The organism is Hahella sp. NBU794 (assembly GCF_050749805.1).
GTDB lineage: Bacteria > Pseudomonadota > Gammaproteobacteria > Pseudomonadales > Oleiphilaceae > Hahella.
The window spans coordinates 4,543,463-4,567,941 of sequence record NZ_CP192738.1 but is presented as its reverse complement, the minus strand read 5'-3'; the positions used below and the strand labels follow the sequence as shown (position 1 = coordinate 4,567,941).

Here is a 24,479-nt window from a genome sequence, read left to right as displayed (position 1 = left end):
AGGAGACTTATGTCCCGCTTTTTTAAATGGATGATTGACCCACGGTTTTTGACGGTAGTGGGACTTATAGCGCTTTCTCTGGTGATATGGTTCGGGGCCGATTATGTCCGCTTCGGAGAAAAGGCGGAGCCTGCTTCAGGGGCGGTCAGACTGGTCGTCATACTCTGCGTCTGGTTTGTCGCCACCATTATCTTCTTGATAAAAATGCTGGGGCAGCGCAAGCAAAACAACTCCATGGTGGAGGCGATTCAAGAGGAAGCCAAACCCTCCGCATCTGATGAAGAAGCGAGAGTTGTTGGCGAGCGCTTCCGTGAGGCGATGAGTCTCCTGCGCACCGCAAAGTTCGACACCAAGGCGGGGCGGCGTTCAGTCTATCAGTTGCCCTGGTATATCATCATTGGGCCGCCGGGCGCAGGTAAAACGACTGCGCTGATCAATTCCGGCCTGCATTTTCCGCTGAAGGAAAAGCTGGGACTGCAGCAAATCGGTGGCGTTGGCGGTACCCGTAACTGCGATTGGTGGTTTACGGATGAAGCCGTATTAATTGATACCGCCGGTCGTTACACCACCCAAGACAGCGACGCTGCGCAGGACCGTACAGGCTGGCGTAACTTTCTTGCGCTGTTGAAAAAGCATCGCATGCGCAGGCCGATCAACGGCGTCCTTCTGGCGGTGAGCGTTCAAGACCTGCTGAGTTCCAGCGAAGCCGAACGCTTGCAGCATGCGGAGCGTATTCGCAATCGAATTCAAGAGCTGGCTGAGAACTTCCAGGTCCGTTTCCCTATTTATTTCCTCTTCACGAAAGCGGACCTTATCTCCGGCTTTAATGAGTTTTTTGAAAACCTTGGCGCCACTGAGCGTGAAAAAGTTTGGGGCATGACCTTCCCCAATACGGAAGATCAAAACGCATCTCAAACAGCGGAGTATTTTGCTCCTGAATTCGAAGCACTGGTCAAGCGATTAAATGAGAGGGTGATTTGGCGGGCGCATCAGGAGCGAGACACCCGCCGCCGCTCTAAGATTCTCGCTTTCCCTGGGCAAGTGGAGAACATGCGCTCAGTGCTGGACAGCTTTATCAAGTCTGTTTTCAAAACCAGCCGCTTCGAAAAACAATCCTTGCTCCGCGGCGTGTATTTTACCAGCGGCACTCAGGAAGGGCGCCCGATTGACCGGATTCTTGCGAACCTGTCTTCTAACTACGGCATCAACTATAACGTCGCCGCCAATGCTCCAGGCGCGGGTAAAAGCTTCTTCCTGAATAAACTGCTGAAAGAAGTTATCTTCCCCGAAGCAGAAATCGCCACGCTAAACACCCGCTATGAAGGCCGTATAAAGTGGACGCGTCGCGTCGCCTTCTTCACGCTGCTGCTCGCCTTTGGCGGGGCTCTCGCCGCTTGGACTTCAAGTGTGGTGAGCACGCAGAACATGATGGCGGATATTCAGGAACTGTTGAACAAACACAATCAGTTGGCGTCGGCTACTCCTGAACCCAATGAGTTTGAGCAAGTACTGGATATCTTGAAGCCACTGGAAGACGCTCAGCAGCTTTACTCTGAAGTGGATCATCCTTGGTTGAGTAATTTGGGTCTCTACGACGCAGGCGTTGTTGCGGAAACCGAAAAAACTTTCGATGCTTCATTGCGCCACTTTTTAACTCCGCTGTTGCGCCAGAGGTTGGAAGGCGTGCTGGTTACGGAAGATAACAACGACGCCATTTATGAGGCTTTGCGTGTTTACCTGATGATGGGTAACAGCCGCGTCCGTGACGACAACGAGATAAAGGCCTGGTTTGCGCGTTATTGGGAAGAAAAGCTTCCTGGTAAGGCGTCTGAGCAAAGCGCTTTGAAAACGCACCTGAACCAGGTGTTGGACGACAATTTCACCGATTTGACGCTGAAAGATACGGTTGTTGAGCGTAGTCGTGAAAAGCTGAGAACCATTCCGATCGAAAGACGGATCTACCAGCAAATCAAACGTCAGCCTGAATTCGCTGGCTTCCTGAACTTGCGTGATGACTTGGGCGTGGACTTCGCTGGCACTTTTGTCGTGGATTCGCAAGTCAGCTCGGACCTGAAGATTCCACGTCTGTACACTAAAGCGGGGTATGGCAAGCTGGATCTTTCACCTGACTCTAACCTGGTTAAGCGCTACTCAAGCGAGCAGTGGATTCTCGGGGCGCAAGTGGAAGAAGACTTCTCTGAAAAAGATGTGGAGAACATTGTAGAGAAGATCAAGCACCTCTATTTCACCGATTATATCGATGTCTGGAACCGCGCGCTGAACTCGCCCAAAGTAGTTGATTTTGGCTCTATGGATGTGGCGCGTAACAAGCTGGCCAATAACCTGGACCGTACACAGTCTCCAATTCTGACTCTGTTGAACCGCGCCAGCAAAGAAACGCTGTTGACGCCTCCGCTGCCAGACGCAAATGTTAGTGGTCGTACTGGACAGGCTTTGGATGCAGCGGCGAATCTGGTAGCGCAGCAACGTGAACCTACGCCAGTGGATGATGCTTTCAAGTCACTGCATAGGTTGATGGAAGATAAAGAAATTGACCGCTATTGGGAAAAACTGCGCGGCATATTCGACAAGTTGGAAGAGACCTCTCTTGCGCCGAACTCATCTGAGGCCGCATTCAAGTTCGCACTGGCTCGTTTCAGTGGCGGAGAAGATCCAGTCAAAGCGCTACGTGTGACCGCGTCAAGAGCGCCAGGTTATTTGAAAGGCTGGCTGGAGTCCATGGGCGACCAGAGCTGGAAAGTACTGTTGGGTGCAGGTGGCTCACACTTGAGCGCGGCTTGGAATAGAGAAGTGTACTCTGTCTACCAGAAGACGTTGGCGAAGAACTACCCATTCTCTTCCCGGTCATCCAGTGACGCATCCCTGAGCGACTTTGCTGCGTTCTTCAAGCCAGGCGGCATTGAAGACAGTTTCGTCAAGGCGAACATCGCGCCATTCATCACTTCATCCTGGCGCGCGAAAGGCGTGGATGGTCGTGGTATCGGCATCAGTAGCCAGGCCCTGCAGCAGATGCAGGTGGCCGACTCTATCCGTCGCGTCTTCTTTGGCGATAAAGGTGAAGATCCGCACGTACGCTTCCAGGTAAAACCGCATAAACTGGATAACACCGTTCGCCGTTTCGATTTTGAGGTCGGCAGTCAGCGTTTGCGTTATACCCACGGTCCACAGTTGAAAATGAGCATGGATTGGCCAGCCGATAAGAGCGGCGCCAGAGTGGTGTTTGAAGACTTGAATGAGACGCTTCACACGGATGCGTACGAAGGGGATTGGGGGCTGTTCCGGTTATTGGATGCTCACAAGGTGAATAAAGGGAGCACTTCCCGTCTTTATAACGTAGTGATCAGTGTGGATCACCGCAATGGAGAAATGGAGCTTTTCGCCAGTAGCACGGTTAATCCATTCACGCCTGGATGGATAAAGCGATACGACTGCCCGAGCGGTTTATAGAGAGTTAAAGGTAGTGAAAACAGAACTAAATGGCTGTTCTAACAGGGTTGGGATGGTAGGGCTTGATAAGCGAATGGGGAGCAAGTGAATAACTCGTCTATTGGCTATTTTGGCAAATTGCCGTCTTCGGGGGACTTTATCCAGCTGAACCTGCCTGGCGGGTTTGGTTCGGCGTGGGATAAATGGTTGCAGAACAGTCTGTACGCAAGTCAGCAGTCTTTGGGGCAACGTTGGTTGGATTACTATCTTGTGGCGCCCTGGTGGCGCTTCATGATTATGCCCAAAGTCCTTGATGAACAGGCATGGATTGGGTTGTGGTGTCCCAGCGTTGACAGCGTAGGTCGATATTTTCCATTCACTGTACTGCATCCGCTGAGCTCTCGTATCAGTTATGTCGATACTTTGTTGAGCAATGGCGAGTGGTACGAAACATTGGAAACTCTCATTGGGCGCCTGCTTGAGCAGATTATTGATTTCGGCGAGTTTCGGTCAGAGCTTGCAGCGATGACGCCGCCGCTTGAGAAGCCACTGGCGGGCGGCTCCATTCAAAGTCTCAGTCTGGAGATTCCTGAAGAGGATGAATCCACTTTTCCTGTGGCTATCGGGGCGTTGGACGTCATGCTTATGAAGCAGGAAGAGCCGCATAGCTTTTGGTGGACTCAGGGGTCCACCTGGGTGTCGCCAAGGTTTGTCACGGCAGAAAGGTTGCCTAAATTTCAAGGATTTACAGCTTTCCTCGATGGAAAATGGCAGCAGTGGGGATGGAACGATAGATAGGAATGGAAAATCGGACATTTTTCATCGGGCGCTACCTGCGTCCGGCGACCTGTGAACAGATGTAATTTTCATGGCGAACCACCTTAACTGGAAGTCTGAGCTGCGCACGCACGTGGGCAATGTTAGAAAACACAATGAAGATGCTGCGCTAGCCCGGGATGCGGGTGGTCTGTGGGCGGTGGCTGATGGCATGGGCGGGCATCATGCCGGCGAGGTCGCCAGCCAGAAGATCGTTGAGCAGCTTGATCATCTGCCCCTGCGAGCGTATCTGGTGGATGTGGTCGAGCAAATTGAAGACGCATTGATCAAAACAAACGATGATTTGCTGGCTTATGCGCAGCAAGAACTGAACGGCAGTAAAGTTGGTTCAACGGTAGCTTGCCTGTTTGTCAGGTATGGTGTGGCGGTTGCGGTCTGGGCGGGCGATTCTCGCGTATATCTCATGCGAAATCATAAGCTGCATCGTATTACGCATGATCATAGCAAGGTGCAGGAGCTGGTTGATAAGGGTGATATGACGCCCGCGCAGGCTGAGCAAAGCAGCTTTCGCAACATGCTTACCCGCGCCGTTGGCGTGCATGAGCAATTATGCGTGGACGTTAACGCCATACTGGTTGAACCTTCTGATCGATTTTTAATTTGTACGGATGGCCTGTACAACGAGGTCGGAGAAGCTGGCCTGGCGAAAGCTATGCAAATTAGAAGTCTGAGCGAGGCGGCCGACACGCTGCTTACAGAAACCTTAAACGGGGATGCGAAAGATAATGTCACCTTTATCGCCCTCCAAGCGCACTGAAGAGTGCGGGAGTAAACTGCATCCTGACCTGATGAGCATCAATCATCAGCAGCTAAAAGGGCAGATCGGTCGGGGAGAAGTGCGTCGCCAGAGACGTGTGGTTTTGGAACAGCTTTTAGAAGAGAGGGCGCACGTCAATAAAGTTTCAGCCATTACCAAATCCCGTTTCAGGAATATTCTATTGACGCTGGTGGCGTCTTGCTGTGTGGCGGCTGGCGTCGCAGGTTTTTATCTTATTCTGCGTTAACATTTAGGGAACCTCTGAAAAACTACCTGCATTGACATTGCGGCGTCAAAAGTCGGCTCAAAATGCTCATTTATTCACGATAAACTGCGCTTTTTCGCCGACTTTTTCCTTGCACTGGCGGTCTCGCCAACGTTTTTCAGAGGTTTCCTAGATTTGATTCGAATTGGGGCCGCTTTATGATGGCCTGACGCGGGCTGGCTAATCATATATTTCAACGATAACAAAAAAGGCGAGGGGGAAATTCCACTCGCCTTTTTTGTTTGCTTGGCGAGTCGCTCGTGAAGGAGCGACTCCAGATCCAAATTAGATCTTTTTGCCAGCTTCCAGGTCGTAACCAACGCGCTCTGGAGTCTTGCCAGCGTGCTTCTTGTCAGCAGCAGTGTAAGACATAGTTACTTTGGAGAAGCTCAGGGAGATAGACTCAGCTGGAGCGGATTCAGCGCCAGCGGAAATGCTGTAGCTGCTTACCATTACGTCTTCCATTTCGTAGGAAACGTACTTCTCGATTTTGTCAGCTTGAGTGCGAACGATATCAACCAGAACTTTAACGCCAGCAGTACCAGTCAAAGACTCTTTGAACAGACCGGAAGAAGCGGTGTCCATCAGTTTGGAAACTGAAATTTCGCTGATGCTAGGACGAGTAGCTTCGCGGTTGGACATGTGGCCGGCTTCCATAGTGATGTGACGACCAACGCCGAATTGGAAGCTGTCCAGACGAATCCAGTCTTTGTAGCCTTCAGCAGTTACGTTGCCTTTAACTTTCAGACCGTCGTAGTTCATGTAAATAGCCATGTTGAAATTCCTCTAGTTGAGTTGTCTGTTTTAATTCATCTTCGAGAGTTAAAGCGTCGAAGATTTTGGAAACCCTTCAAAATTTTTTTCAGAAAATTTCTATCGCTTTTACTGCATCGGGTTACCTAAAGCGTGGATGCAGTATGAGCGGATATACTTTGATCTTCAAGGCTAAAAATCCATATTTTTCAATAAATTAAAACGACTCCGACACTATTTAAAACCAGAAATTAAAGCGACTCTGGGCGATAATTAAACTTTATTTCTGCTTCACTCTGGCACTAATAAAATACTGATGTATTCGCTTTGGATACATATATAAACGAGGCAGGGAAGATTAACTCTGACACCATTTTTATTAAGTCACTCTGACACTAATTAATAAGAATTCTTCTGTGAAAGCACCGCGACTCGGTTTCCTATTTCGCCTTCTTTTTTTGAGCTAACGTGATCTGGTTAACAAAATTTGGCGTGGATTCGGTAGACTTTTACTCCGCCACTCTCAACGAAGCGAATTTCTCCATTTTGCGTAGTACCTATGACCAGCGCTGATAGGGTGTTTGCAGGAGTGCTGTTGTTGTGCGCCTTTAGTATTCTTTTTCCAGTGTAAACAGGCTCTTAGCAAGCGTCGCTTGTCGTGGGGCTACCTATCTATAATTGGGAGAATCCTATGGCGTTACTGGGAAGATTATTGCTGCCGGCTCTAGCGGCTCTGAGTTTGGCTCCTCTGGCGCTTGCTGACACTTTTCAATACGACGCTCCAACTCGCATTGATCGCAATGCGGGTTCTGCGACCTGGAAAGAGATCGTATTGCCTGTCTCTTATGTGGATAGCATAGAGAGCATCAGCGTGAACCTGAATTTAACTGACGCTAAATCCATTAACGCCGTGCTGACAGATCCTAGTGGGATGATGGTGGGGCGCTTCGCTGGCGTCGTTGGCGCGGGAGAGGGGTCCTTGAGTAAGCAGTACGTGATTGACCATACGTCAATCCCCGAGGTCAGTGGAAACTGGACGTTGCGCATCCTGGCGTATGGTAAAAGCCTGGACGCGCCAGTCACTCTGGATAAATGGAGCATTACCATCGACGATGGCAAGCAGACGACCGGAAATGACGACGGCGACGACCAAAGTGATAGCCCTTCTATTTATACCTTTGATAAGGCCAGTCGTATTGATCGTGGAGCAGAGGGCAGCGCCTGGAAGCAGTTCAAGTTAAATGTGCCTTTTGAGAATAATGCGCAAAGCGTCGCCGTCACCTTGAACTTCCTTGATATAAAGTATGTGAATGCTGTGTTGACGGGTCCTTCTGGAACTCAGTTGGGTCGCTATACCGGCAAAGTGGGGACGGGGGAGGGCTCCGTCAGCAAACAATATATTATCGGTCCGATGGATCTGGCAGAGCTTCAGGGAGACTGGACATTGACCATCATGGGGTATGGGAAAACCTATAAAGCGCCCGTGATTCTGGATAGCTGGAGTGTCACGGTCGAGTAGATCATCCAGATCGATGCGCTATCTTGGCTCTGATTTAAAAGGCGAAGGGGCTCTGATGATTGGGTTTACCGGAAGGATATGTATTAAGAGGGCTGTTAAGCCCTCATGCATTCCGCTTAAAAACAATCTAATGTTTAAGGCGCAAAATGCAGTGACTTCCAGGAGTCGGGCTCAAACTTAAACCCAGGAGACTTTCTGGCGACCTCTGGGATTTGAGAGTAGTTTATTGCCGTCTTTATCCCTTTTTTCTCCGCTAAACGCAGCAAGGCGAATGCTTCAATGGAAAAATAACGGGACCAGGCCAATATCTCATCAGGAAGCGACTCATTTTCGGCCATTTTATCCAGTCTCGCCGCCCGCACATCCAATAGGGCGCAGATGGCGTCATGCAACGCATCGCTGTCTTCGTCGAGAAAAGCTTCGCAAACATCTCTGTATTCTGAGTCTGCGCCTTCCGCTGCTTCGTCATGACGTTCAATAATGCTCCTGCACTCATCTTCGTCTGCGCCAAGGAAAAAGTGTTTGATGATGAACAGGACAAAAAGAAAGTCCTCTTCCAGCTCATGTTTTTGATTCCACGTCAGGCGACTATGTTTTGCGATATCTTCCGCGCACTCCCAATAACCTCCGCCGATGGCGTCATAGAAAGGCATCGCCCGGCTGGTGACTTTGTCGTTCTCCGGCGCAAAGTGAAGGTAGTGCTGATGTAGTGCGGCGCTTTGCATCAGGTTGACATACAAGGCGTCTGGCTCACCGGTCAGCAGTAATTCGCATGCGCCTCGTTGCCGAAAGTACATGCATACCGATTGCGCCTGCATGTTGGTCAGAGTTTCTTTTATTGCGATAGGAAGGGCTATTTCCAGTTCGTACTCTGCGTTTTCCTTATAATCTTCGAGGTAGGGTGAGCTCATAATAAAGGTTCCGTAATTTTGGCTTGCTCTATCTTAATGGATTTCAATTTCGCTAAAAACCAAATTTCTATGTCCGGTATTTAGTAGTGTATTAACAAGCACTTCGCTGAATATGCACTCACCCGCCAGGTACTGGATGCGGAACAGATGAGGGGGATTGCACATTTTGTTTTTATCAAGGACAAGCCTTTCATAGCTGGAAATATCGCCATTTTTTCTGCGATCACAAACTGTTTCCTTCCAGTTAATGCAGTCAATCCCACCTACAGGAAATTCTGAAGTGAAACAGTATCTATCGTTATTAGCGTCACCTAGAGAATTAAATATAAAGTATTTCGTCATTTAGGCGACTTCAATGTCCTTGAATACTAGGTTTGTATGGCCCTTACTTAGCAAAGAATTTACTAACGCTTCACTAAATAGATAGAGGCTACTATCGAACCTAATGCGAAACAGGTGAGGAGCATGCTCTAGCTTTTCTTTTGCAAAAACTAACTTTTCGTAAGTTTCAATGTTGCCTTCATTATCTCTGGTGCAAATGGATTTCTTCCAGTTAAGGCAATCCACAGCGCCAACAGGATTGATGAAGACATAATCCTCACTTCTAACTTTGCCTTTGTGGTCAAGTAGAGTAAAGGGGATGATTTCTGTCTCATTCTGATTGGTATCTATAATGACCTTCGCAGCATCGTTGCGAAAAGCAAGCATACGATCAGCGTTTCCAATATAGGAAGCCAGGACAAGGCCTGGATATTCTTCTTCCAGTCTCAGTACGGTTTTTTCAATTCCATTTGGATATTCGTCAGCTATGCGATATCCCGCGATTAAGTCCCAGGAATCAACGCCTCCTTCTGGTGTGTCAGAGGTGAAACAGTAGTCATCGTTGCTGGTGTCGCCGAGAGTGTTGAAGAGGAAATATTTCATATCAAGCCTGTCAGACTGCTTCGATATCTTCAAAAACTAAGTTTGTATGGCCAGCGTCCAGTAATGCTTTAATCAGGGCTTCGCTAAACAAATATAAGCTGGTTTTATGTTTGACTCGAAAAAGGTGTGGCGCCCCTACTAGTTTTTCCCTGGAAAATACGAGCTTCTCATAAGACTTTATATCTCCCTTTGCATTTCGCTCACAGACTGACTTCTTCCAATTTATACAGTCCCAGCTTCCTACAGGATTAATAAATACATAATCTTTACTGTGTACTTTGCCTTTGCTATTGAGTAGCGTGAAGGGGATGGTTTCAGTTTCTGCCTGGTTGATGAAAGTAATTATTTGAGCGGCTGATACGCTAAACGCAAGCAGTCTGTTGGCGTTGCCAATGAAAGAGGCAAGCTCTAAGCCAGGAAACTTATCTTCCAGTCTTAGAACAACATCTTCTATACCATCCGGGTACTCGTCAGATAAACGAAATCCTGCTATAAGGTCGTAAGAGTCGACTCCACCTTCAGGGGTATCCGTAGTGAAGCAATAGTCATCATTGCTCTTCTCCCCTAAGCATTTGAAAAGAAAATGTTTCACTTTTAACTAGGCCATCTCAATCTCACTGAAAATTAAATTTGTATGATTTTTATCCAGTAGTGACTTGGTCAAAACTTCGCTAAATATATATGCGTTAGTTAAATACTTGAGCCGAAAAAGGTGAGGGGGGTTGTCTATTTTTTTCTTATCTAGAACTAATTTATCAAAGCTGGAAACATCGCCGTTCTTTCTTCGGGAGCAATCAGTTTCTTTCCAGTTTATGCAGTCAATCGCGCCCACAGGGTTAATAAAAACGTAGTCGTTACTATAAACCTTTCCTTTGGGCGTTAAGAGTGTGAACGGAATAACCTCTATTTCAGACTGTGCTATTGATATAATTAGGTCTGCCGCCTTTTTGCTGAAGGCTAGCATTTGATTTGGGTTTCCTATATAAGAGGCCAAGACAAGCCCAGGAAACTGATCTTCAAGCTTAAGGGTAACCTCTTCAATGCCGCCAGGGTATTCGTTAGCTATTCGATAACCTGCGATTAAGTCCCATGAGTCAATCCCTCCTTCCGGCGTATCAGAGGTAAAACAGTAGTCATCGTTACTGGTGTCGCCAAGGGTGTTGAAGAGAAAATATTTCATTTGGAATTAGGCGAACTCAATTTCTCTGAAAACCAAGTTTGAATGTCCAGAATTTAGTAGTGTATTAACTAGAGTTTCGCTGAATATATACTCTGCGGTCAAATATTTAATACGGAATATATGGGGGAGGTCATCGGATTTTTCTTTGTTAAGGACTAGTTTTTCATAGTTGGCTACGTCACCATTATTTCTACGGTTACAAACTGTCTCTTTCCAGTTAATACAATCAATGGAACCTACTGGGTTGATGAAAACATAGTCTTTGCTATGTACCTTTCCTTTATAGTCCAATAAGGTAAATGGGATGATTTCGATCTCAGATTGAGTAGTTGAGGTTATCAGGTTTGCTGCGCTTTTATTGAACGCGAGAATTCTATGCGTGTTTCCGATATAAGATGCAAGCTCCAATCCTAAAAAGTTATCTCCAAGACGCCAATAAACATTTTTGATACCTTCTGGATATTCATCAGATAGTCTGAAACCGGCGATTAAATCATAGGAGTCAACTCCACCGTCCGGTGTTTTGGAAGTAAAGCAGTAGCTTTCGTTACTTTTATCGCCTAATGGATTGAATATAAAGTATTTCATTGCATGGCTAAGAGATTTCAATTTCGCTAAAAACTAAGTTTGTATGGCCAGCGTCCAGCAAGGCTTTGACCAGCTCCTCGCTGAACAAACAGTAGCCAGTATGATTTTTTACTCTGAATATGTGAGGCGCTTCATTTAGTTTTGCTTTTGAAAAGACAACTTTGTCGTAGGTGGAGATATCCCCCTCGGAGTCACGAGTGCAGATAGATTCTTTCCAATTGATGCAATCTCTATCCCCAACTGGGTTAAGGAAGACATAATCCGTGCTATGTACTTTGCCTTTCTGGTTATAGAGGATAAAGGGAACTACCTCTATTTCAGACTCGCTCATCGAAGTGATGAGCGTGGCGGCTTTTTTGCTGAAAGCGAGCATTTTATCTGTATTGCCGATGAAGGAAGCCAACTCAACGCCTGGAAATTGGTCTTCCAGGCTCAGTGTTACTTCCTCTATGCCATCAGGGTATTCATCCGACAAGCGAAACCCTGCGATTAGGTCGTACGAGTCAATGCCGCCATCAGGAGTTTTGGAAGTAAAGCAGTATTTTTCTTCTTTTTTATCGCCTAAGAAATCGAACAGAAAGTATTTCATATGCTTTCCTTGGAATTGAGAGTATTAAAGTAGATTGGAAGAAGGTCTATAGCTTTAACGGGCCAGCAAGCTTTTTGGCGATACATCGTTAATCTTTGTTGCTTTAGCTTTTGCCCGATTAGCCGCCGCATCTCCCATAATTTCTTTATAAAGTTTCTTGGATGCGTCTTCTAATTTCTTCTTCAGCTCTACTGGGTCGGGTTTGCTGTGAGGCTTGTTCTTTTTCATTTCATTTGCGATTTTTTTGTAGGGCTGCAAAGCCTGCTTCACATGCTGCAATATGTCCTTGCTATAAGAAGGGTGGCTCCCGTAGTGAGAGGGAAGGCCGGTTTTGGCCGAAGCGCTTCTTTGTGTCGGCAATATCAGGCTGTTGTCTTTATAGTTAATATTGTACTTTTCATCCAGCAAACCATTAACGATTAATACTCTAAGGTCGGGTAGATCTTTCGCTATTTCTTCAATACCGTTTCTTACCGAACTAATATTAACTATGTGATGCACCTGATTGCCGTAAGGGGCGAAGCCGGTGGTGAAGTTATTCACTTCCACTAAAGTCAGTGCATCACCTTTTTTGCTGGTGAAGCTTTTGCCCGCTGCGCCGTCGTGGCCGCTGCCGTCTTTGGTGTAGTTAGAGAGGTTGGAGGTGGCGACGGGGCCGGTACCTCTGCCTGTAATGTGATACTTTTCGTTTGGGTGTGCATTGTAGGCGTCGCAGCCGGGTTTCGTTTTGGCTTTTTCTACGCCCTGCCAGCGATAAGAGCAGCTGTTGTTTTTCTTGTAAGACTGTTCATGGCGAGCCAGGCAAGAACCGCCCTCCATGCCTTGCACCGTTTTGTGCGGGCCATAGCCGTCGGTGTAACACTCATGTGGTCCTTCTGACTTTTGCTTTTTGCTCATAACATCGCCTTTTGTAATATGCACGCACAGGTGTCGCCGTAATCCGAGCTGGACAGGATCGTCGCGTAAGGCGCCTGGGATTGTCCCAAGGCTAATGCCTGGGCGGCGATGGCGATATTCAGCGCGCCGCTGGCGGCGCCTGTTTCGCCCACTGACTCCGCCACCGCTTTGAATCCGCCCGCCAGGCTTGGTCCAATTGACGAGCCGGGAATCGCCATGCCTAACTCAGTACTGCGCCAGTGCTCTCCATTAATATCGGTATAGAGTTCTGTCTGGAAGTCTGGCCCGAAGTTCTGCATGGCTTGATTCAACGCATTGATCAATCCGCGCCCCTGGGTGCGGCCAATTTGCCAGAATCCATAATCGTCTTCGCTGCAGGCAGTGGCTTTCAACCAGGCCATTGGCTTGCCCCCGCGTTGCTGCAGGGCGTCGGCCCGCTCCAGAATTAGAGCTACTGCCGCCTCTCCCGGCGCCAGGCCGTGGGCGGAGTCAGGCGTTTTCAGACGCCCGGCTTCGTTCAGCCACAACAGGGAAAAACCATCCAACATCGAGTCGACCGCTATGATAATGCCTCGGTGAATCGCGCCAGCTTCCATTTTACTTTTTAAAGCGAGAATTGCCTCACCGATCCCGGCATGGCCACTGCAAAAATATCCCCGCTGCTCCAGCGGGATGTTGAGTCCGTGCTTTATCAGCAAGCCGCTGAGCAGGCTTTCAGAGCTGTAAGGAGGGCGTATTCTGCGGTCATAGTAGAAGCGGTCGCCTTCCAGGGTCGGCAAGACGATTGCGCAGCCGGTGGGCGTCTGAGTCAGTTTGGCTCCGGGAGTTTTACCTCGCTGGATAAGATTGCCCAGAGCGTGGTCCGCCAACAGGCGCCAGCGGGCAAGGGCGGAAAAGCCCTCGGTGACTGCGGCGACCGGATGTCCGATTAACGGAACCATGTCGTGCTCATCGCCATCGAACACTTTAAACCCGCTCACTTCAGTGCTTCTGGACATGCCGGCGAGGATCGAGGCGTAGCTGTCTTGCATGCCTCTTCCTACGGAAGTGATCGCGCCGACTTCGCTGACGGCGATAGGAAGCTCAGTATTAAAGTCCTGTGGGGTGCTCATAGGAAGGCTCTCTTACCACTGTCCTGGAGTATGGGCTGATCCGTGCTCTTGCACCCACTGGGCGATGCCGGATAACTGTCTATATTGTTGTTTGACGGGGTTCTCTACCGAGAACGGCGCGCCGAGTCCGAACCGGATGCACAGTTCATACTGAATCCAGCGGCGCAGGAAGTCGGGCGTACGAGGGCTGGCCAAACTTCTGCCGATAGTTTGTGGGCAGGCGGGTTCCCCATAACGGTAGCGTAAAGCCGGATCAAATCGGCTCTCATTATCCAGCATCCATTGGCGCCATTTCGCCGGGTCCCGGGAGAGCTGCTCTATGTTCTCGCCATAGGGGCGTCCGCCTGGATGCTGGGGAGATTTACCGTTCTTAAAGTCCGCAATCTCATGATCAAACAGATCTTCTTCAAAAAAGCGTTCTTCATGGAAGGCTTCTTCATAAAGATTGGCGCCGACCAGTAGATTCAATGCGTGTGCGGCATGATAGGCCAATTCATCGTCAGCCAGGGCGGGCAATAAAAAGTTCACAGCTCTGAGATCGCCGCTGATGCCCAGCGCGGCAATCAGGTCGATATTCATTTCTTCCTTATTGATAGCCTGCAGAACGATTTGCATTTGCTGTCTAATGCCGGCCAGAGCAATAGGGATGGCGAATGTCAGAGGCTGATTGAGCAACTGAGGGAGGACATGGGTTTCGCCAAGCCGCAACATTCCCACCGCCGCCAACTGCCGTACTGCGGCGGACTCATGTTCCAGCAGCGGATAAAGCAGTTTGGCGTGGCTTGTCGTATGGTTCTCCGCTACATTTTCAAGCGCGCTTGGAAGAAAGGGAGAAGGCATGTTCTCAAGAAGGTTTTTAGCGCCTTTGTCCGACATTTTGCGGGTGATCGCTACAGCGGACGCGATAATCGGAAACAACTTATGGTGAGTGGTTTCCAAAATCGCCGCCAGCTTGATGCGCCACTCTTGAGGATAATCCTGGCGTAATGCGCGTGCGGCGGCGGTTATCTTGTCATATTCTTCAGACTCTTCCTCGAGCTCATCGTCGATGCCTTTCAGCAAGGTTTCCCATAACAGAGATATGCATTGCCCGTCATGAGCCTGACAGAAAAATCTGGCGATGGCGTAGATCTCGCCTGAGTCGGCTTTTGACAAATGCTTCAGACAGGTTTGCTTGGCCGCATCGCCGCCTGATGTGAGCGCGAAAATATGCGCATCCAACCGGTCTTCCAGATCTTGAAGATCTCTCCAGGTTATTTCCGGGTCATTTCTCCATGCGAGATAGCTGTTGTATAGAAAAGACGCTTCTTCCAGGTGCTCCAAATATAGCTGACGACAAAACTCGTCTACAGGAGCGAAGTTAAGAGGTCCTGCTCCCATGTATCTAAGACTCCAGTTTCACATGTTTCATGACTTCGACGCCGGGGATCTGGGCGTTTATTTCCGCTACGCTGTTAAAGCCGCCGTTAAGCGGTATGACGCAGCGCCAAACCAGGAACACCTTATGTTCGTCGGTGTTGACGATGAGCGTATCCAGTTCGCCTTTGTCCCTAAGAACGCCAGCTCCGCCTTGAAGCTGCACGTGACATTCCGGTGCAGGCAGGTTGGGCAGGAAAAACTGCAGGCGGCCACGAGGGGAAGCGTTGACTATGGTGACTTCTTCGTTGCCTGCCAGATAGCCGTCCAACACCAGTCCGGGCGATGCGGCGTTGTAAAACTTCTTGCTGAAGTCAAAAGGGAGTAAGGGCCTGCGCGTCTTCTCCCAGGTTTCATCGTAGGTGCCCGCGTACTTGATGCGCGGTTCCCAATGGCCTTCGATAAAGCCGAAACCAACGGGCGCTGGCGCATCATTGTAAGCACGGATCAAATCGTCCGGATTCTCCAGGTTCGGCAGAGGAACCCCTTCTTCGAAATCTTCCAGTGGATCGCGATACCCCACTCCCATGGGATTGCGAGATTCCTGGCTGATTTTTTCGCCATCGTCGCCACGGGGATCTTTGCCGCCAAATGCGCGCTCGTAGATCAGCGGTATTTTCTCGAAGGGCGCAGGAGCGGTGGCGATGGGGTGAGACGGTCCCATTGTCCATTGCCGGTCTCCGAACACTTGCACAATTTTTCTTGCCGGGCCTACGCGGATGCCAACTTTGACGCTGGCGTCGTTTTTCCGCTCAGGGTAGGCGTGGCCGATCAGAACAATATCGGCGGCAGGTTTAAAGTAGACGCATTCAGGCTCGTATTTCAGGCTGGACTCGCCAGGTTCGCCCCAGTATTCGCCAGCTAAACATAGCGGCGCCTGTTCGTCCGCCAGTCGTAGCTGCTGGTTGCCGACGATGTCATAAGTCGCCTTCACAACCAGCGTCAGGACGGGGACGAACTCTTCATCATTCAGGTAAAGGGGCTCAACAACAAAAGGGGTTTTATTGGTTATTTCCGGGTGCGGCATTGTTGATCGTTATTCACTGACCGAAGATTAAAGTTCTTTTTTGCAAATGATGCACTTTGGTTTTTCGGTGATCGGCATCGCTATGATGGGTTTTTGCAGCACAGGGAAAGGCGGCGTATTCATCTTGTTGTGCAGCATGATGTCAAAGGCGCGCGGCACGTTTTTTCCTTCGAATTTGGTGTCGAAGGAGTACATGGAAAACTCCGCCTTATTCTTGATGGTGCCTGAAGCGACGCCGCCTCCCGCCGTACCGCCTTCGTCACCTGTACTGGTTGAGAAATTCGAGTCTTTCAGACAGACGGGATTACCGTCGCATTTAACTTTTTTAGCGCCCTTGGCCGAGTTGCTGGACATGGCGATGTTGGGATAGGGGATCGGAACAGGGCCGCCCGGCGTGGGTGTTTTACAGACGTCCGGGAAACAGATGGTCACTCCACCGCTGTCCTTGTGCACTACGGACATATGATTTACGCCGACTGTAACGCCCATTGCTATATTCCTTAATCTCTTGAAATCTCGTGTATATTCGCCCAGCGTCGTCTTCGACGCAACCGTTCTTAGTTGATCGCGACGTTGGCGCCTTTGATTTTGTTGGATGACATGGCGCGGTTCAGAATATCTTTGCCTTTGATGACGACCTTGCCGTCAGCTCGCAACAGGATGCTGCTTTTGCCGCACACTAATTGAATTTCATCACGCGCGTCGAAACGTACCTTTTTACCATCTATAACGGCGCCATCTGTCTTTCCAACAGGCAGCACGACCGTCTGACTTTCATTGGGAACCAGCGCTTCGCCAATGACGCCGATAATGATCGGAGATTTTTTACGTCCGCCTTCAAATAACATCAGCAGTTGTTGACCTGGAACGGCCTGGCTGGGGGGGAGTGTGATGGTGGTTTTGGCGAGAAGCGCGCCTTCGCTGTTGCCGGGAAAGTCAATCCATGCGCGACCTTTAGCGTCGACTTCCACCAGTTTTCCAATAATTGGCGTGGCGGCGGTTTCCGCTACGGATTCAAATAACTCGTTGACTGCACCCATGGTCGCGCCTCTTTCCTTTGGTGTTGAAAATAAACTTAATAATCAAGCGACGTTTGACGCCGAAAACCGTCATGCAAAGTGGGGCGACGGTCAAAAAATTGATTCCACCAACTAGCCCAAACCCCTTGTAATAAAAAGGCTGTTGGCCGATGTGATTTGGCGGATCATTCACAAATACAAGTGTGACTAAAGGATACATCAGCCTACCACGCCTTACTACCGCCATAAGGCCGAGAGGGGCTCAGTGAGTTTGAGTTGGCCAGTTGAGACGGCTTGGTTTAAGGTTCCTGAAACAATAAGCAAATATGGAACAGGGAATTGACTTGCATATGAAACACGGTGGCGATCTGGTGGCTGAGGTCTTGTTGGAGCAAGGCGTTGGGGCGTTATTCACTCTGTGTGGCGGGCATATTTCGCCCATTCTTTCTGGTTGCCGCAAAGCGGGAATGCAGGTGATTGACGCGAGGCATGAGGCGAGTGCGGTATTCGCCGCTGACGCATACGCGCGCTTGACGGGAATACCAGGCGTAGCGGCGGTGACGGCGGGTCCAGGGGTGACCAACGCAGTCACGGCGCTGAAAAATGCGCAGATGGCGCAGTCTCCATTGATCCTGCTTGGCGGGGCCAGCGCTACGGTACTGCGCGGACGCGGCTCCTTGCAAGATATCGATCAGACCGGGCTATTGGAAACCACGGTCAAGCAATGTTTTGCGGTGGAGAAAGTTCGCGACATTGCTCCGACTTTACAGGAGGCGTTCAGAGTCGCCTGCGCTGGCGTGCCCGGGCCCATATTCGTTGAACTCCCCATCGATCTGCTTTATCCAGAGCAAGTGGTAAGAGAATGGTACGGCGTAAAAGGAGGGGAGCAAGGGAAAGGCAGTCTTGGAGGAAAAGCGGTGCAATGGTATCTGGACTTTCATGCGGAACAGATGTTCAAAGGGGCTCAGGATTCGCCGCAGCGCAGCACGTTACGAGCCCTACGCCACACTGCGACGGACGTGTCTCTGGATGTGATTGATGCGGTCAAGAATAAATCGTTGGCGGCGGTGGCGGCGCCGTCCCTGCGTAAGGCGAAGCGTCCCGCCGTGGTGATCGGCGGTCAGGCGTTGCGTCATCCTGAGCAGGCGGACAAGCTCATCTCCGCGATTGAGGCATTGGGCGCGCCGGTTTATCTCTCTGGCATGGCGCGGGGCCTGCTGGGTTCAGACCACCTACTGCAGCTCAAGCATCACCGCAAGCAGGCATTGCGGGAGGCGGACTGGGTTTTATTGGCTGGCGCGCCTTGTGATTTTCGTCTCGACTATGGCTCTCATATCTCCCGTAAAGCGACGTTGGTGTCTGTGAATGCACAGCGCGAGGACCTGTTTAAAAATCGCTTGCCAACCATTCCGGTTTTGGGAGATCCCGCCGCTTTTCTTGTGCAATTGGCGGAGTCATGTGGAGAGACGATGCAATGGGACGCTGATTGGCTGGAATCATTGCGTGAAAGGGATCGACAGAGGGAAAAAGACATCTGTGCGCAAGCGTCAACAGCGGGCGGACGCATTAATCCTCTGAATCTGCTATTACAAATCGACGCGGCGATGGACGAGAGAAGCGCGATCATTGCCGACGGCGGCGATTTTGTGGCCTCCGCCGCCTATACGCTGCGTCCTCGCTCGCCGTTGAGCTGGCTTGATCCTGGCGTGTTCGGGACGCTTGGCGTTGGCGGCGGTTTTGTATTGGGGGCCGCGGCGGCCACGCAAGGGGCTGAGCTGTGGCTGCTGTATGGAGATGGCTCTTGCGCCTATTCCCTCGCGGAGTTTGATACCTTTGTTCGTCATAACATCGGTGTGATAGCCGTGGTCGGCAATGACGCCTGCTGGAGCCAGATCGCCCGTGATCAGATGGAAATTTTGCAGGACGATGTGGGCGTTATGTTGCGTCGCACGGACTATCATAAAGTCGCCGAGGGTTATGGCGGGGTTGGCTTTCTGCTGGATAAGCCGGCCGATATCGCTCCTGTGTTACAAGAGGCGAAAGCGCTGGCGCGTCAGGGCAGGCCTGTATTGATCAATGCGATTCTGGACCACTCGGACTTTCGCAAAGGCTCAATATCCGTCTGATCAGTCCCGCGAAGCCTCTATGTTAAGAGCGCTGTGATAACGATGTTCTATGGCTTCGTCGATTGGCTCGTCGCCAGCGTCGCACAAGGGGAGGGGAGATACCTCCGGCGGTGAGGCGCTGCCGGTGAAAGGCAGTTTTAGATGCATGAGACCGCTGCGAAACAGTTCGATTGGCATGATCTTCAGCTTGGGAGAAATGCGTGGGCGGAACCCCATATGGGCGAGAATATCCCGATCAATCTGCACTCCGGGCGCAATTTCCGTCAGCTCCAGGCCGTCCGGTCGCAGACGAAACACGCAACGCTCTGTGATGTAGGTGACCTTTTGACCGCGCTCTAGCGCGTAACGACCGCTGAAGGTGAGGTGCTCGACGTTGTTCACCAGCTTCATGGTGGCGTCCGCCACGCCGAACTCCAAGCCATTGCCGGTGATGCGGATGTCGTAGTCGCCCGCCAGAAAGGTGCCGAGAAAGTACACTTCCTTGGCGTTCTGGCTGATATTGATAAAACCGCCGGCGCCGGACATGCGCTGACTGAAGCGGCTGACATTGACGTTACCCTCACTGTCCATCTGCGCCATGCCCAGGAACGCCTGGTCCAGGCCGCCGCCATCGTAGAAGTCGAACTGGGAGGGGTGATCAATGATCGCCTCGGCGTTCATAACCGCGCCAAAACTAAGGCCGCCGGCGGGAAATCCACCGATGCCGCCTGGCTCGATTGTCAGCGTGACTTCATCCATCAAGCCTTCTTCCGTCGCAACCGTCGCCATGGTTTCGGGCATTCCGATACCGAGGTTGACGATAGCGCCGGGACGCAGCTCCATTACTGCGCGACGGCAAATTAACTTGCGAATATCCAGCGCCGCTTTGTGATCGCATAAGTGCAGATTGATTTCGCCGCTGTAAGCCGGGTTATAGCTCTCCGCAAACGTCTGTTGATGGTGTTCGGGCGGCGCCACCACAACCTTGTCCACCAATATGCCGGGGATGCGTACACGGGAAGGGTGCAGACTGTGACGGGCGGTCAGTCTTTCTACCTGAACAATGACCAGACCGCCGCTGTTATGAGTGGCTTGGGCGATGGCCAGACTCTCCAGAGGCATCGCCTCTTTTTCCATCGTGATGTTGCCTTTGGGATCGGCGGTGGTGCCGCGTAGCAGAGCCACATGAATGGGGAAGGCTTTGTATAGCAAATATTCCTGGCCCGCCACATTGAGCAGCTCTACCAGTCCCGGAGGCGTATTGTCGTTGATGCGCCCGCCATCGTAGCGGGGATCGACGAATGTATGCAGCCCGACATGGGTAACGACGCCGGGCTTGCCGGCGGCGATATCGCGATATAAATGCGTGATGACCCCTTGAGGCAGATTGTAGGCTTCGATTTTGCCTTCGCAGGCCAGTTTGCCGAGTTTCGGCACCAAACCCCAGTGTCCGCCGACCACCCGTTTTACTAACCCTTCATGGCCAAGATGATTCAGTCCGCGCTCTTTGCCGTCCCCCTGTCCCGCTGCATAGACGAGAGTCAGGTCGCGAGGCGACTGAGTTTCCATAAATCGCTTTTCCAACGCTACGGCGAGAGTTTCCGGAAAACCGATGCCGACGAAGCCTGCGGTGGCGACGGTGCGTCCGTTTTCAATCAGGGAAGCAGCTTGTTCGGCACTAATTACTTTCGGGTGCATAACAACCTCGGAGTCATGGATTGGCGTAAGCTTGCTGGGGTAGCCAGGTGACCAGTTGCGGCCACATGAATACCAGCACCAGGGCGGCCAGCTGGAGGAAAATAAAGGGGGTAACGCCGCGGTAGAGAGTTCCGACTTTGATTTCCGGCGGCGCGACGCCTTTGCAATAAAACAGGGCGAATCCTACCGGCGGCGTCAAAAAAGACGTTTGCAGGCAGACGGCGAACATAACGGTGAACCACACGAGATCGAAGCCGAGTTGCTGTACGACCGGCGCCACCAGCGGCAGGATGATCAAGGTGATTTCGATCCAATCCAGGAAAAAGCCGAGCAGAAACGCGCAGGCGAGAATGCATATGATGACGCCGTTAGGGCCAAATGGCAGGCCGGTCAGGGCGTTCTCAATTAACTCATCGCCTCCCAGTCCCCGCAAAACCAATGAAAACGCGGTGGCTCCGATCAGTATGGCGAAGATAAACGCGGTGGTTTTGCTGGTTTGGCGGCAGACATCGCGCAGCATGTTCACATTAAGCTTTTTATTGCGCCAGGCCAGGAAGGTGGCTCCGAAAGCGCCGACTCCGGAGGCCTCTGTGGGTGTCGCCAGACCGAAAAATATAGAGCCCAGCACCGCCAGAATCAGTAACGCCGGCGCCATGATTGAACGTAATGCCGCTAATGCGACCTTGCCGCTGAGAGGTTCTGCGTCCGCGGCGGCGGGCGCGATGCTGGGATCGAAGCTGGCGCGGGCGACGATATAAATAATGTAAGCGGAACCCAGAAGCACGCCAGGCATGACGGCGCCGAGAAACAAGTCGCCGACAGACATGGCCAGTTGGTCGGCCATCATCACCAGCATGATGCTGGGAGGAATCAGGATACCCAGGGTGCCGACGGCGCACACTGAGCCGACCGCCAGTTCCGACTGATAGTGGTTTTTCAGCATCACTGGCAGCGCCAGCAGGGTCAATAGCGCGACTGATGCGCCAATGATGCCGGTGGATGCGGCCAGCAGCAGTCCGATTATCACGACGGCGACGGCGGTTCCCCCGTTCATGCGACCAAATAACTTGGAGATGTCGTTCATCAGGTTTTCGGCGACGCCGGAGCGATCCAGCATTTGTCCCATGAAGACGAACATGGGCAGCGCCACCAGCACCCAGTTGTTCATGATGCCCCAGATGCGATCCACCGATAGCGCGGTGTAGTCCCAATCGACGCCGACGAATGCGTCCAGATAGGTGTCCGCGAACAGGGCGACGCCAGTGAATACCACTGCTACGCCCCCCAGTAACCAGGCGACGGGAAAACCGGAAAAAATAAGAATAATGAATGTGGCGAACATTGCGATGGCCAGGACTTCATTCAGCTCCATCGCATTACCTCGGTTTCAGAAAAAGATAGACGAACACGCGGCTGAATCGGGACGCCGTCGCGATGGAAAGAAGCAGCAAGCCAATGGGCAGCGCCGCCTTGATCGCCCATCGATAGGGCAGTCCGCCGGGAGACAAAGAGCGTTCGCCACTGATCCAGGCGCCATAAACGTATGGAAATGCGTAATAAGTCAGCAGCGTAAGGAACGGGATCAGCAACAACAGAATGCCGAGAAACTCAATCCAGCTACGGGATCTCAGTGAAAGGCGTTCGTGGATGACATCCACTCTTACGTGATCGTCGGACTGATAGCAATAAGACAGGGCGGTGAGGAATCCAATGGTGTACAGATGCCACTGCAACTCTTCAAACTCAATGCGCCCTTCACCGAAAAAGTAGCGCATCACCACATTGGTCATGATCACCAGCATCAGGACGGGCCAGATCCAGGCGCTGGCTTCGCCAATGCGGCGCACGAATGTGTCCAGTAATCTGGACAGTCGCGTATGCGGCAGCTCCTGCGGTGGAGGCGGGCTCGCTTCGGCGCTCAAGTTAGAGAAAGCGTCATTAGGTTCAGAAGAAGAGGGCGAGAGGTGTTGTGAGGATGCGTCGAGGCCGCGCTCATGGCGCAATCGTTCGTTCTGAGACGGTAATGCGCCGCTCAGTGCGTCAGTGTTGGCGCTTTCAGCCTTGATAGGATGCGCCTGCATAAGGATACTCCTGCTTATTATTCTTACTGCGGGCTATAAAACGGGCGTCCCTTTGGCGGAACGGGATGGCCACCAGCCGAAAAAGGTGGGGGCCGGGCCCCCACAAAGTGTCGTAGCGACACCCTAGAACGCTATGGGTACTGCTTACCTCAAGGAAATCAGACAAGGCTGCGCAACTTTTCGGCTAACCGCCTAGAAATCGCGCGGCAAATATCCCAGCTGCTTCCACCGCTTGTACTGTGCTTCGAAGGCCAGCTGGTTTTCGTAAACCTTTTTGAAGTCCGCATCTTTGGCGGCTTCTGCATCGAGTACTTTTTTGGTCACTTCCTGCAGACTGCGCAGGATGTTCTCCGGCAATCTGCGCGCGGCGGCGCCGTCAGCCTCCAATTGCTCCATGGCGCGACCCTGAATGGCTTCGCTACGCGCCAGATCGCGAGTAACGCCAGCCTGACACGCCATATTGATCATTTCCTTATCGCTATCGGAGATAGCCTCCCACTCCTGCTTGTTGACGACTAAGTGGAATGCGGAATGCGGCTGATGCCAGCCAGGGAAGTAGTTGTATTTGGCGACTTTGTTGAAGCCCAGTTTCTGGTCGACGGCGGGAAGGGAGAATTCCGTCGCATCAATGGCGCCTTTTTCCAACGCCTGGAAGATTTCGCCACCGGGCAATACTGTCACGGACGCGCCGAGATCCTGCATGATTTGGCCGCCGATGCCGGCGAAGCGGACTTTCAGACCTTTGAGGTCTTCAAGGCTATTGATTTCTTTTTTGAACCAGCCTGCGGTTTCCGGCCCGGTCAGGCCGCACAGAACGGGATGAATGTTGTCGCGATGATAGACGTCTTCCGCCATCTGGCGGCCTTCGCCTTCATACCACCAGGCGATGTACTCCCAGGGCTCCATGCCGAAGGGGACGGAAGAGAATAATACGGAGGAGGCGATACGGCCCTGGTCGTATCCCAGCCAGGTGTAGCCGGCTTCGATTTTTCCGCTTTTGACGGCTTCGGTGATGTCCAGCGTGGGCGCCAGTTTATTAGGCTCGTAGTGCTTGATCATGATGCGGCCGCCGGAGGCTTTGTTAAGCGACTCCATGACGCCGGGAATCGTGTCGCCCAGAGCGGGAAGGTTACTGCCGTACGCCGCCTGCATTTTCCAGCGTACTTTGTCGGTCGCCTGCGCCACGCTTGCGCAAGTCAGTGTGGCGACAATCAGGACTTTGGCGAGCGCGCGCGAAGATAAGGATGAGGTTCCATGTAAATGCATAGTATTTCCCTAAATTTCTTTTTATTGCCGACTACTACCGGAAGGCAGAATACATATATTAGGCCAGCTTTTAAACTCCTTAATTTTC

23 protein-coding genes are annotated in these 24,479 nt (G+C 51.3%); 6 read left to right on the top strand and 17 right to left on the bottom strand.

Annotated elements, in window-relative coordinates; genetic code table 11:
* Window positions 1-9 precede the first annotated feature (9 nt).
* From tssM to ACQYWX_RS19830, 4 genes are all read left to right on the top strand, one after another.
* On the top strand, window positions 10-3,468 hold the full coding sequence (gene tssM, locus ACQYWX_RS19845; protein ID WP_279502993.1) for a type VI secretion system membrane subunit TssM: 3,459 nt from the start codon (window positions 10-12) through the stop codon (window positions 3,466-3,468).
* 84 nt (window positions 3,469-3,552) lie between these two features.
* Window positions 3,553-4,245: a type VI secretion system-associated protein TagF gene (tagF, locus tag ACQYWX_RS19840; RefSeq protein ID WP_431686078.1), complete on the top strand. Its 693-nt coding sequence runs from the start codon at window positions 3,553-3,555 to the stop codon at window positions 4,243-4,245.
* Window positions 4,246-4,315: 70 nt separating this feature from the next.
* Window positions 4,316-5,041 carry a PP2C family protein-serine/threonine phosphatase gene (locus ACQYWX_RS19835; protein WP_216740263.1) on the top strand — a complete coding sequence of 242 codons (726 nt, stop codon included), beginning with the start codon at window positions 4,316-4,318 and terminating at the stop codon, window positions 5,039-5,041.
* Window positions 5,010-5,288 carry a hypothetical protein gene (locus ACQYWX_RS19830; protein ID WP_431686077.1) on the top strand — a complete coding sequence of 93 codons (279 nt, stop codon included), beginning with the start codon at window positions 5,010-5,012 and terminating at the stop codon, window positions 5,286-5,288. The genes ACQYWX_RS19835 and ACQYWX_RS19830 overlap by 32 nt, the downstream gene beginning before the upstream one ends.
* A gap of 303 nt (window positions 5,289-5,591) precedes the next feature.
* Here the strand turns inward: ACQYWX_RS19830 and ACQYWX_RS19825 are convergent, their stop codons facing one another.
* Window positions 5,592-6,080: an Hcp family type VI secretion system effector gene (locus ACQYWX_RS19825; protein ID WP_216740261.1), complete on the bottom strand. Its 489-nt coding sequence runs from the start codon at window positions 6,078-6,080 to the stop codon at window positions 5,592-5,594.
* Window positions 6,081-6,750: 670 nt separating this feature from the next.
* Between ACQYWX_RS19825 and ACQYWX_RS19820 the strand changes: the two genes are divergently transcribed.
* Window positions 6,751-7,578 carry a proprotein convertase P-domain-containing protein gene (locus ACQYWX_RS19820; protein ID WP_431686076.1) on the top strand — a complete coding sequence of 276 codons (828 nt, stop codon included), beginning with the start codon at window positions 6,751-6,753 and terminating at the stop codon, window positions 7,576-7,578.
* A 134-nt stretch (window positions 7,579-7,712) separates the two neighbouring features.
* On the opposite strand, the gene ACQYWX_RS19815 is transcribed toward ACQYWX_RS19820, so the two are convergent.
* The 12 genes from ACQYWX_RS19815 to ACQYWX_RS19760 form a co-directional block, all read right to left on the bottom strand.
* Window positions 7,713-8,489: a hypothetical protein gene (locus ACQYWX_RS19815; protein ID WP_431686075.1), complete on the bottom strand. Its 777-nt coding sequence runs from the start codon at window positions 8,487-8,489 to the stop codon at window positions 7,713-7,715.
* A 342-nt stretch (window positions 8,490-8,831) separates the two neighbouring features.
* A complete protein-coding gene (locus ACQYWX_RS19810; RefSeq protein ID WP_431686074.1) occupies window positions 8,832-9,413 on the bottom strand; it encodes an imm11 family protein in 582 nt (193 codons plus the stop codon).
* 10 nt (window positions 9,414-9,423) lie between these two features.
* Complete coding sequence (locus ACQYWX_RS19805) at window positions 9,424-10,005, bottom strand: imm11 family protein (protein WP_431686073.1); 582 nt, start codon at window positions 10,003-10,005, stop codon at window positions 9,424-9,426.
* Between the two features lie 6 nt (window positions 10,006-10,011).
* Entirely contained in the window at window positions 10,012-10,593 is a 582-nt protein-coding gene (locus ACQYWX_RS19800) for an imm11 family protein (RefSeq protein WP_431686072.1), read from the bottom strand.
* Window positions 10,594-10,599: 6 nt separating this feature from the next.
* Window positions 10,600-11,181, bottom strand: coding sequence for an imm11 family protein (locus ACQYWX_RS19795; RefSeq protein WP_431686071.1), 582 nt, complete (start codon window positions 11,179-11,181; stop codon window positions 10,600-10,602).
* Window positions 11,182-11,188: 7 nt separating this feature from the next.
* Window positions 11,189-11,770 carry an imm11 family protein gene (locus ACQYWX_RS19790; protein WP_431686070.1) on the bottom strand — a complete coding sequence of 194 codons (582 nt, stop codon included), beginning with the start codon at window positions 11,768-11,770 and terminating at the stop codon, window positions 11,189-11,191.
* Window positions 11,771-11,824: 54 nt separating this feature from the next.
* Entirely contained in the window at window positions 11,825-12,667 is an 843-nt protein-coding gene (locus ACQYWX_RS19785; RefSeq protein WP_279502965.1) for an AHH domain-containing protein, read from the bottom strand.
* Window positions 12,664-13,779 carry a hypothetical protein gene (locus ACQYWX_RS19780; protein ID WP_431686069.1) on the bottom strand — a complete coding sequence of 372 codons (1,116 nt, stop codon included), beginning with the start codon at window positions 13,777-13,779 and terminating at the stop codon, window positions 12,664-12,666. Before ACQYWX_RS19780 ends, ACQYWX_RS19785 begins: the two co-directional genes overlap by 4 nt.
* Window positions 13,780-13,791: 12 nt before the next feature.
* A complete protein-coding gene (locus ACQYWX_RS19775; RefSeq protein WP_431686068.1) occupies window positions 13,792-15,159 on the bottom strand; it encodes a HEAT repeat domain-containing protein in 1,368 nt (455 codons plus the stop codon).
* A gap of 4 nt (window positions 15,160-15,163) precedes the next feature.
* Window positions 15,164-16,222, bottom strand: coding sequence for a DUF2169 family type VI secretion system accessory protein (locus tag ACQYWX_RS19770; protein ID WP_431686067.1), 1,059 nt, complete (start codon window positions 16,220-16,222; stop codon window positions 15,164-15,166).
* A 27-nt stretch (window positions 16,223-16,249) separates the two neighbouring features.
* Window positions 16,250-16,711, bottom strand: a complete 462-nt coding sequence (locus ACQYWX_RS19765) for a DUF4150 domain-containing protein (protein ID WP_216739476.1) — start codon at window positions 16,709-16,711, stop codon at window positions 16,250-16,252.
* A 68-nt stretch (window positions 16,712-16,779) separates the two neighbouring features.
* Window positions 16,780-17,262, bottom strand: a complete 483-nt coding sequence (locus ACQYWX_RS19760) for a DUF6484 domain-containing protein (RefSeq protein ID WP_127971818.1) — start codon at window positions 17,260-17,262, stop codon at window positions 16,780-16,782.
* 329 nt (window positions 17,263-17,591) lie between these two features.
* On the opposite strand from ACQYWX_RS19760, the gene ACQYWX_RS19755 reads away from it, so the two are divergent.
* Complete coding sequence (locus tag ACQYWX_RS19755; protein ID WP_431686066.1) at window positions 17,592-19,367, top strand: thiamine pyrophosphate-binding protein; 1,776 nt, start codon at window positions 17,592-17,594, stop codon at window positions 19,365-19,367.
* On the opposite strand, the gene ACQYWX_RS19750 is transcribed toward ACQYWX_RS19755, so the two are convergent.
* From ACQYWX_RS19750 to ACQYWX_RS19735, 4 genes are all read right to left on the bottom strand, one after another.
* The gene (locus ACQYWX_RS19750) at window positions 19,368-21,044 is read right to left on the bottom strand and encodes an acyl CoA:acetate/3-ketoacid CoA transferase (RefSeq protein ID WP_431686065.1); all 1,677 of its coding nucleotides are present in this window, start codon (window positions 21,042-21,044) and stop codon (window positions 19,368-19,370) included.
* Between the two features lie 13 nt (window positions 21,045-21,057).
* Complete coding sequence (locus tag ACQYWX_RS19745; RefSeq protein WP_216739480.1) at window positions 21,058-22,416, bottom strand: TRAP transporter large permease; 1,359 nt, start codon at window positions 22,414-22,416, stop codon at window positions 21,058-21,060.
* A 4-nt stretch (window positions 22,417-22,420) separates the two neighbouring features.
* Window positions 22,421-23,125 carry a TRAP transporter small permease subunit gene (locus ACQYWX_RS19740; protein ID WP_431686064.1) on the bottom strand — a complete coding sequence of 235 codons (705 nt, stop codon included), beginning with the start codon at window positions 23,123-23,125 and terminating at the stop codon, window positions 22,421-22,423.
* Between the two features lie 192 nt (window positions 23,126-23,317).
* Entirely contained in the window at window positions 23,318-24,391 is a 1,074-nt protein-coding gene (locus ACQYWX_RS19735) for a TRAP transporter substrate-binding protein (RefSeq protein WP_431686063.1), read from the bottom strand.
* Window positions 24,392-24,479: the final 88 nt, after the last annotated feature.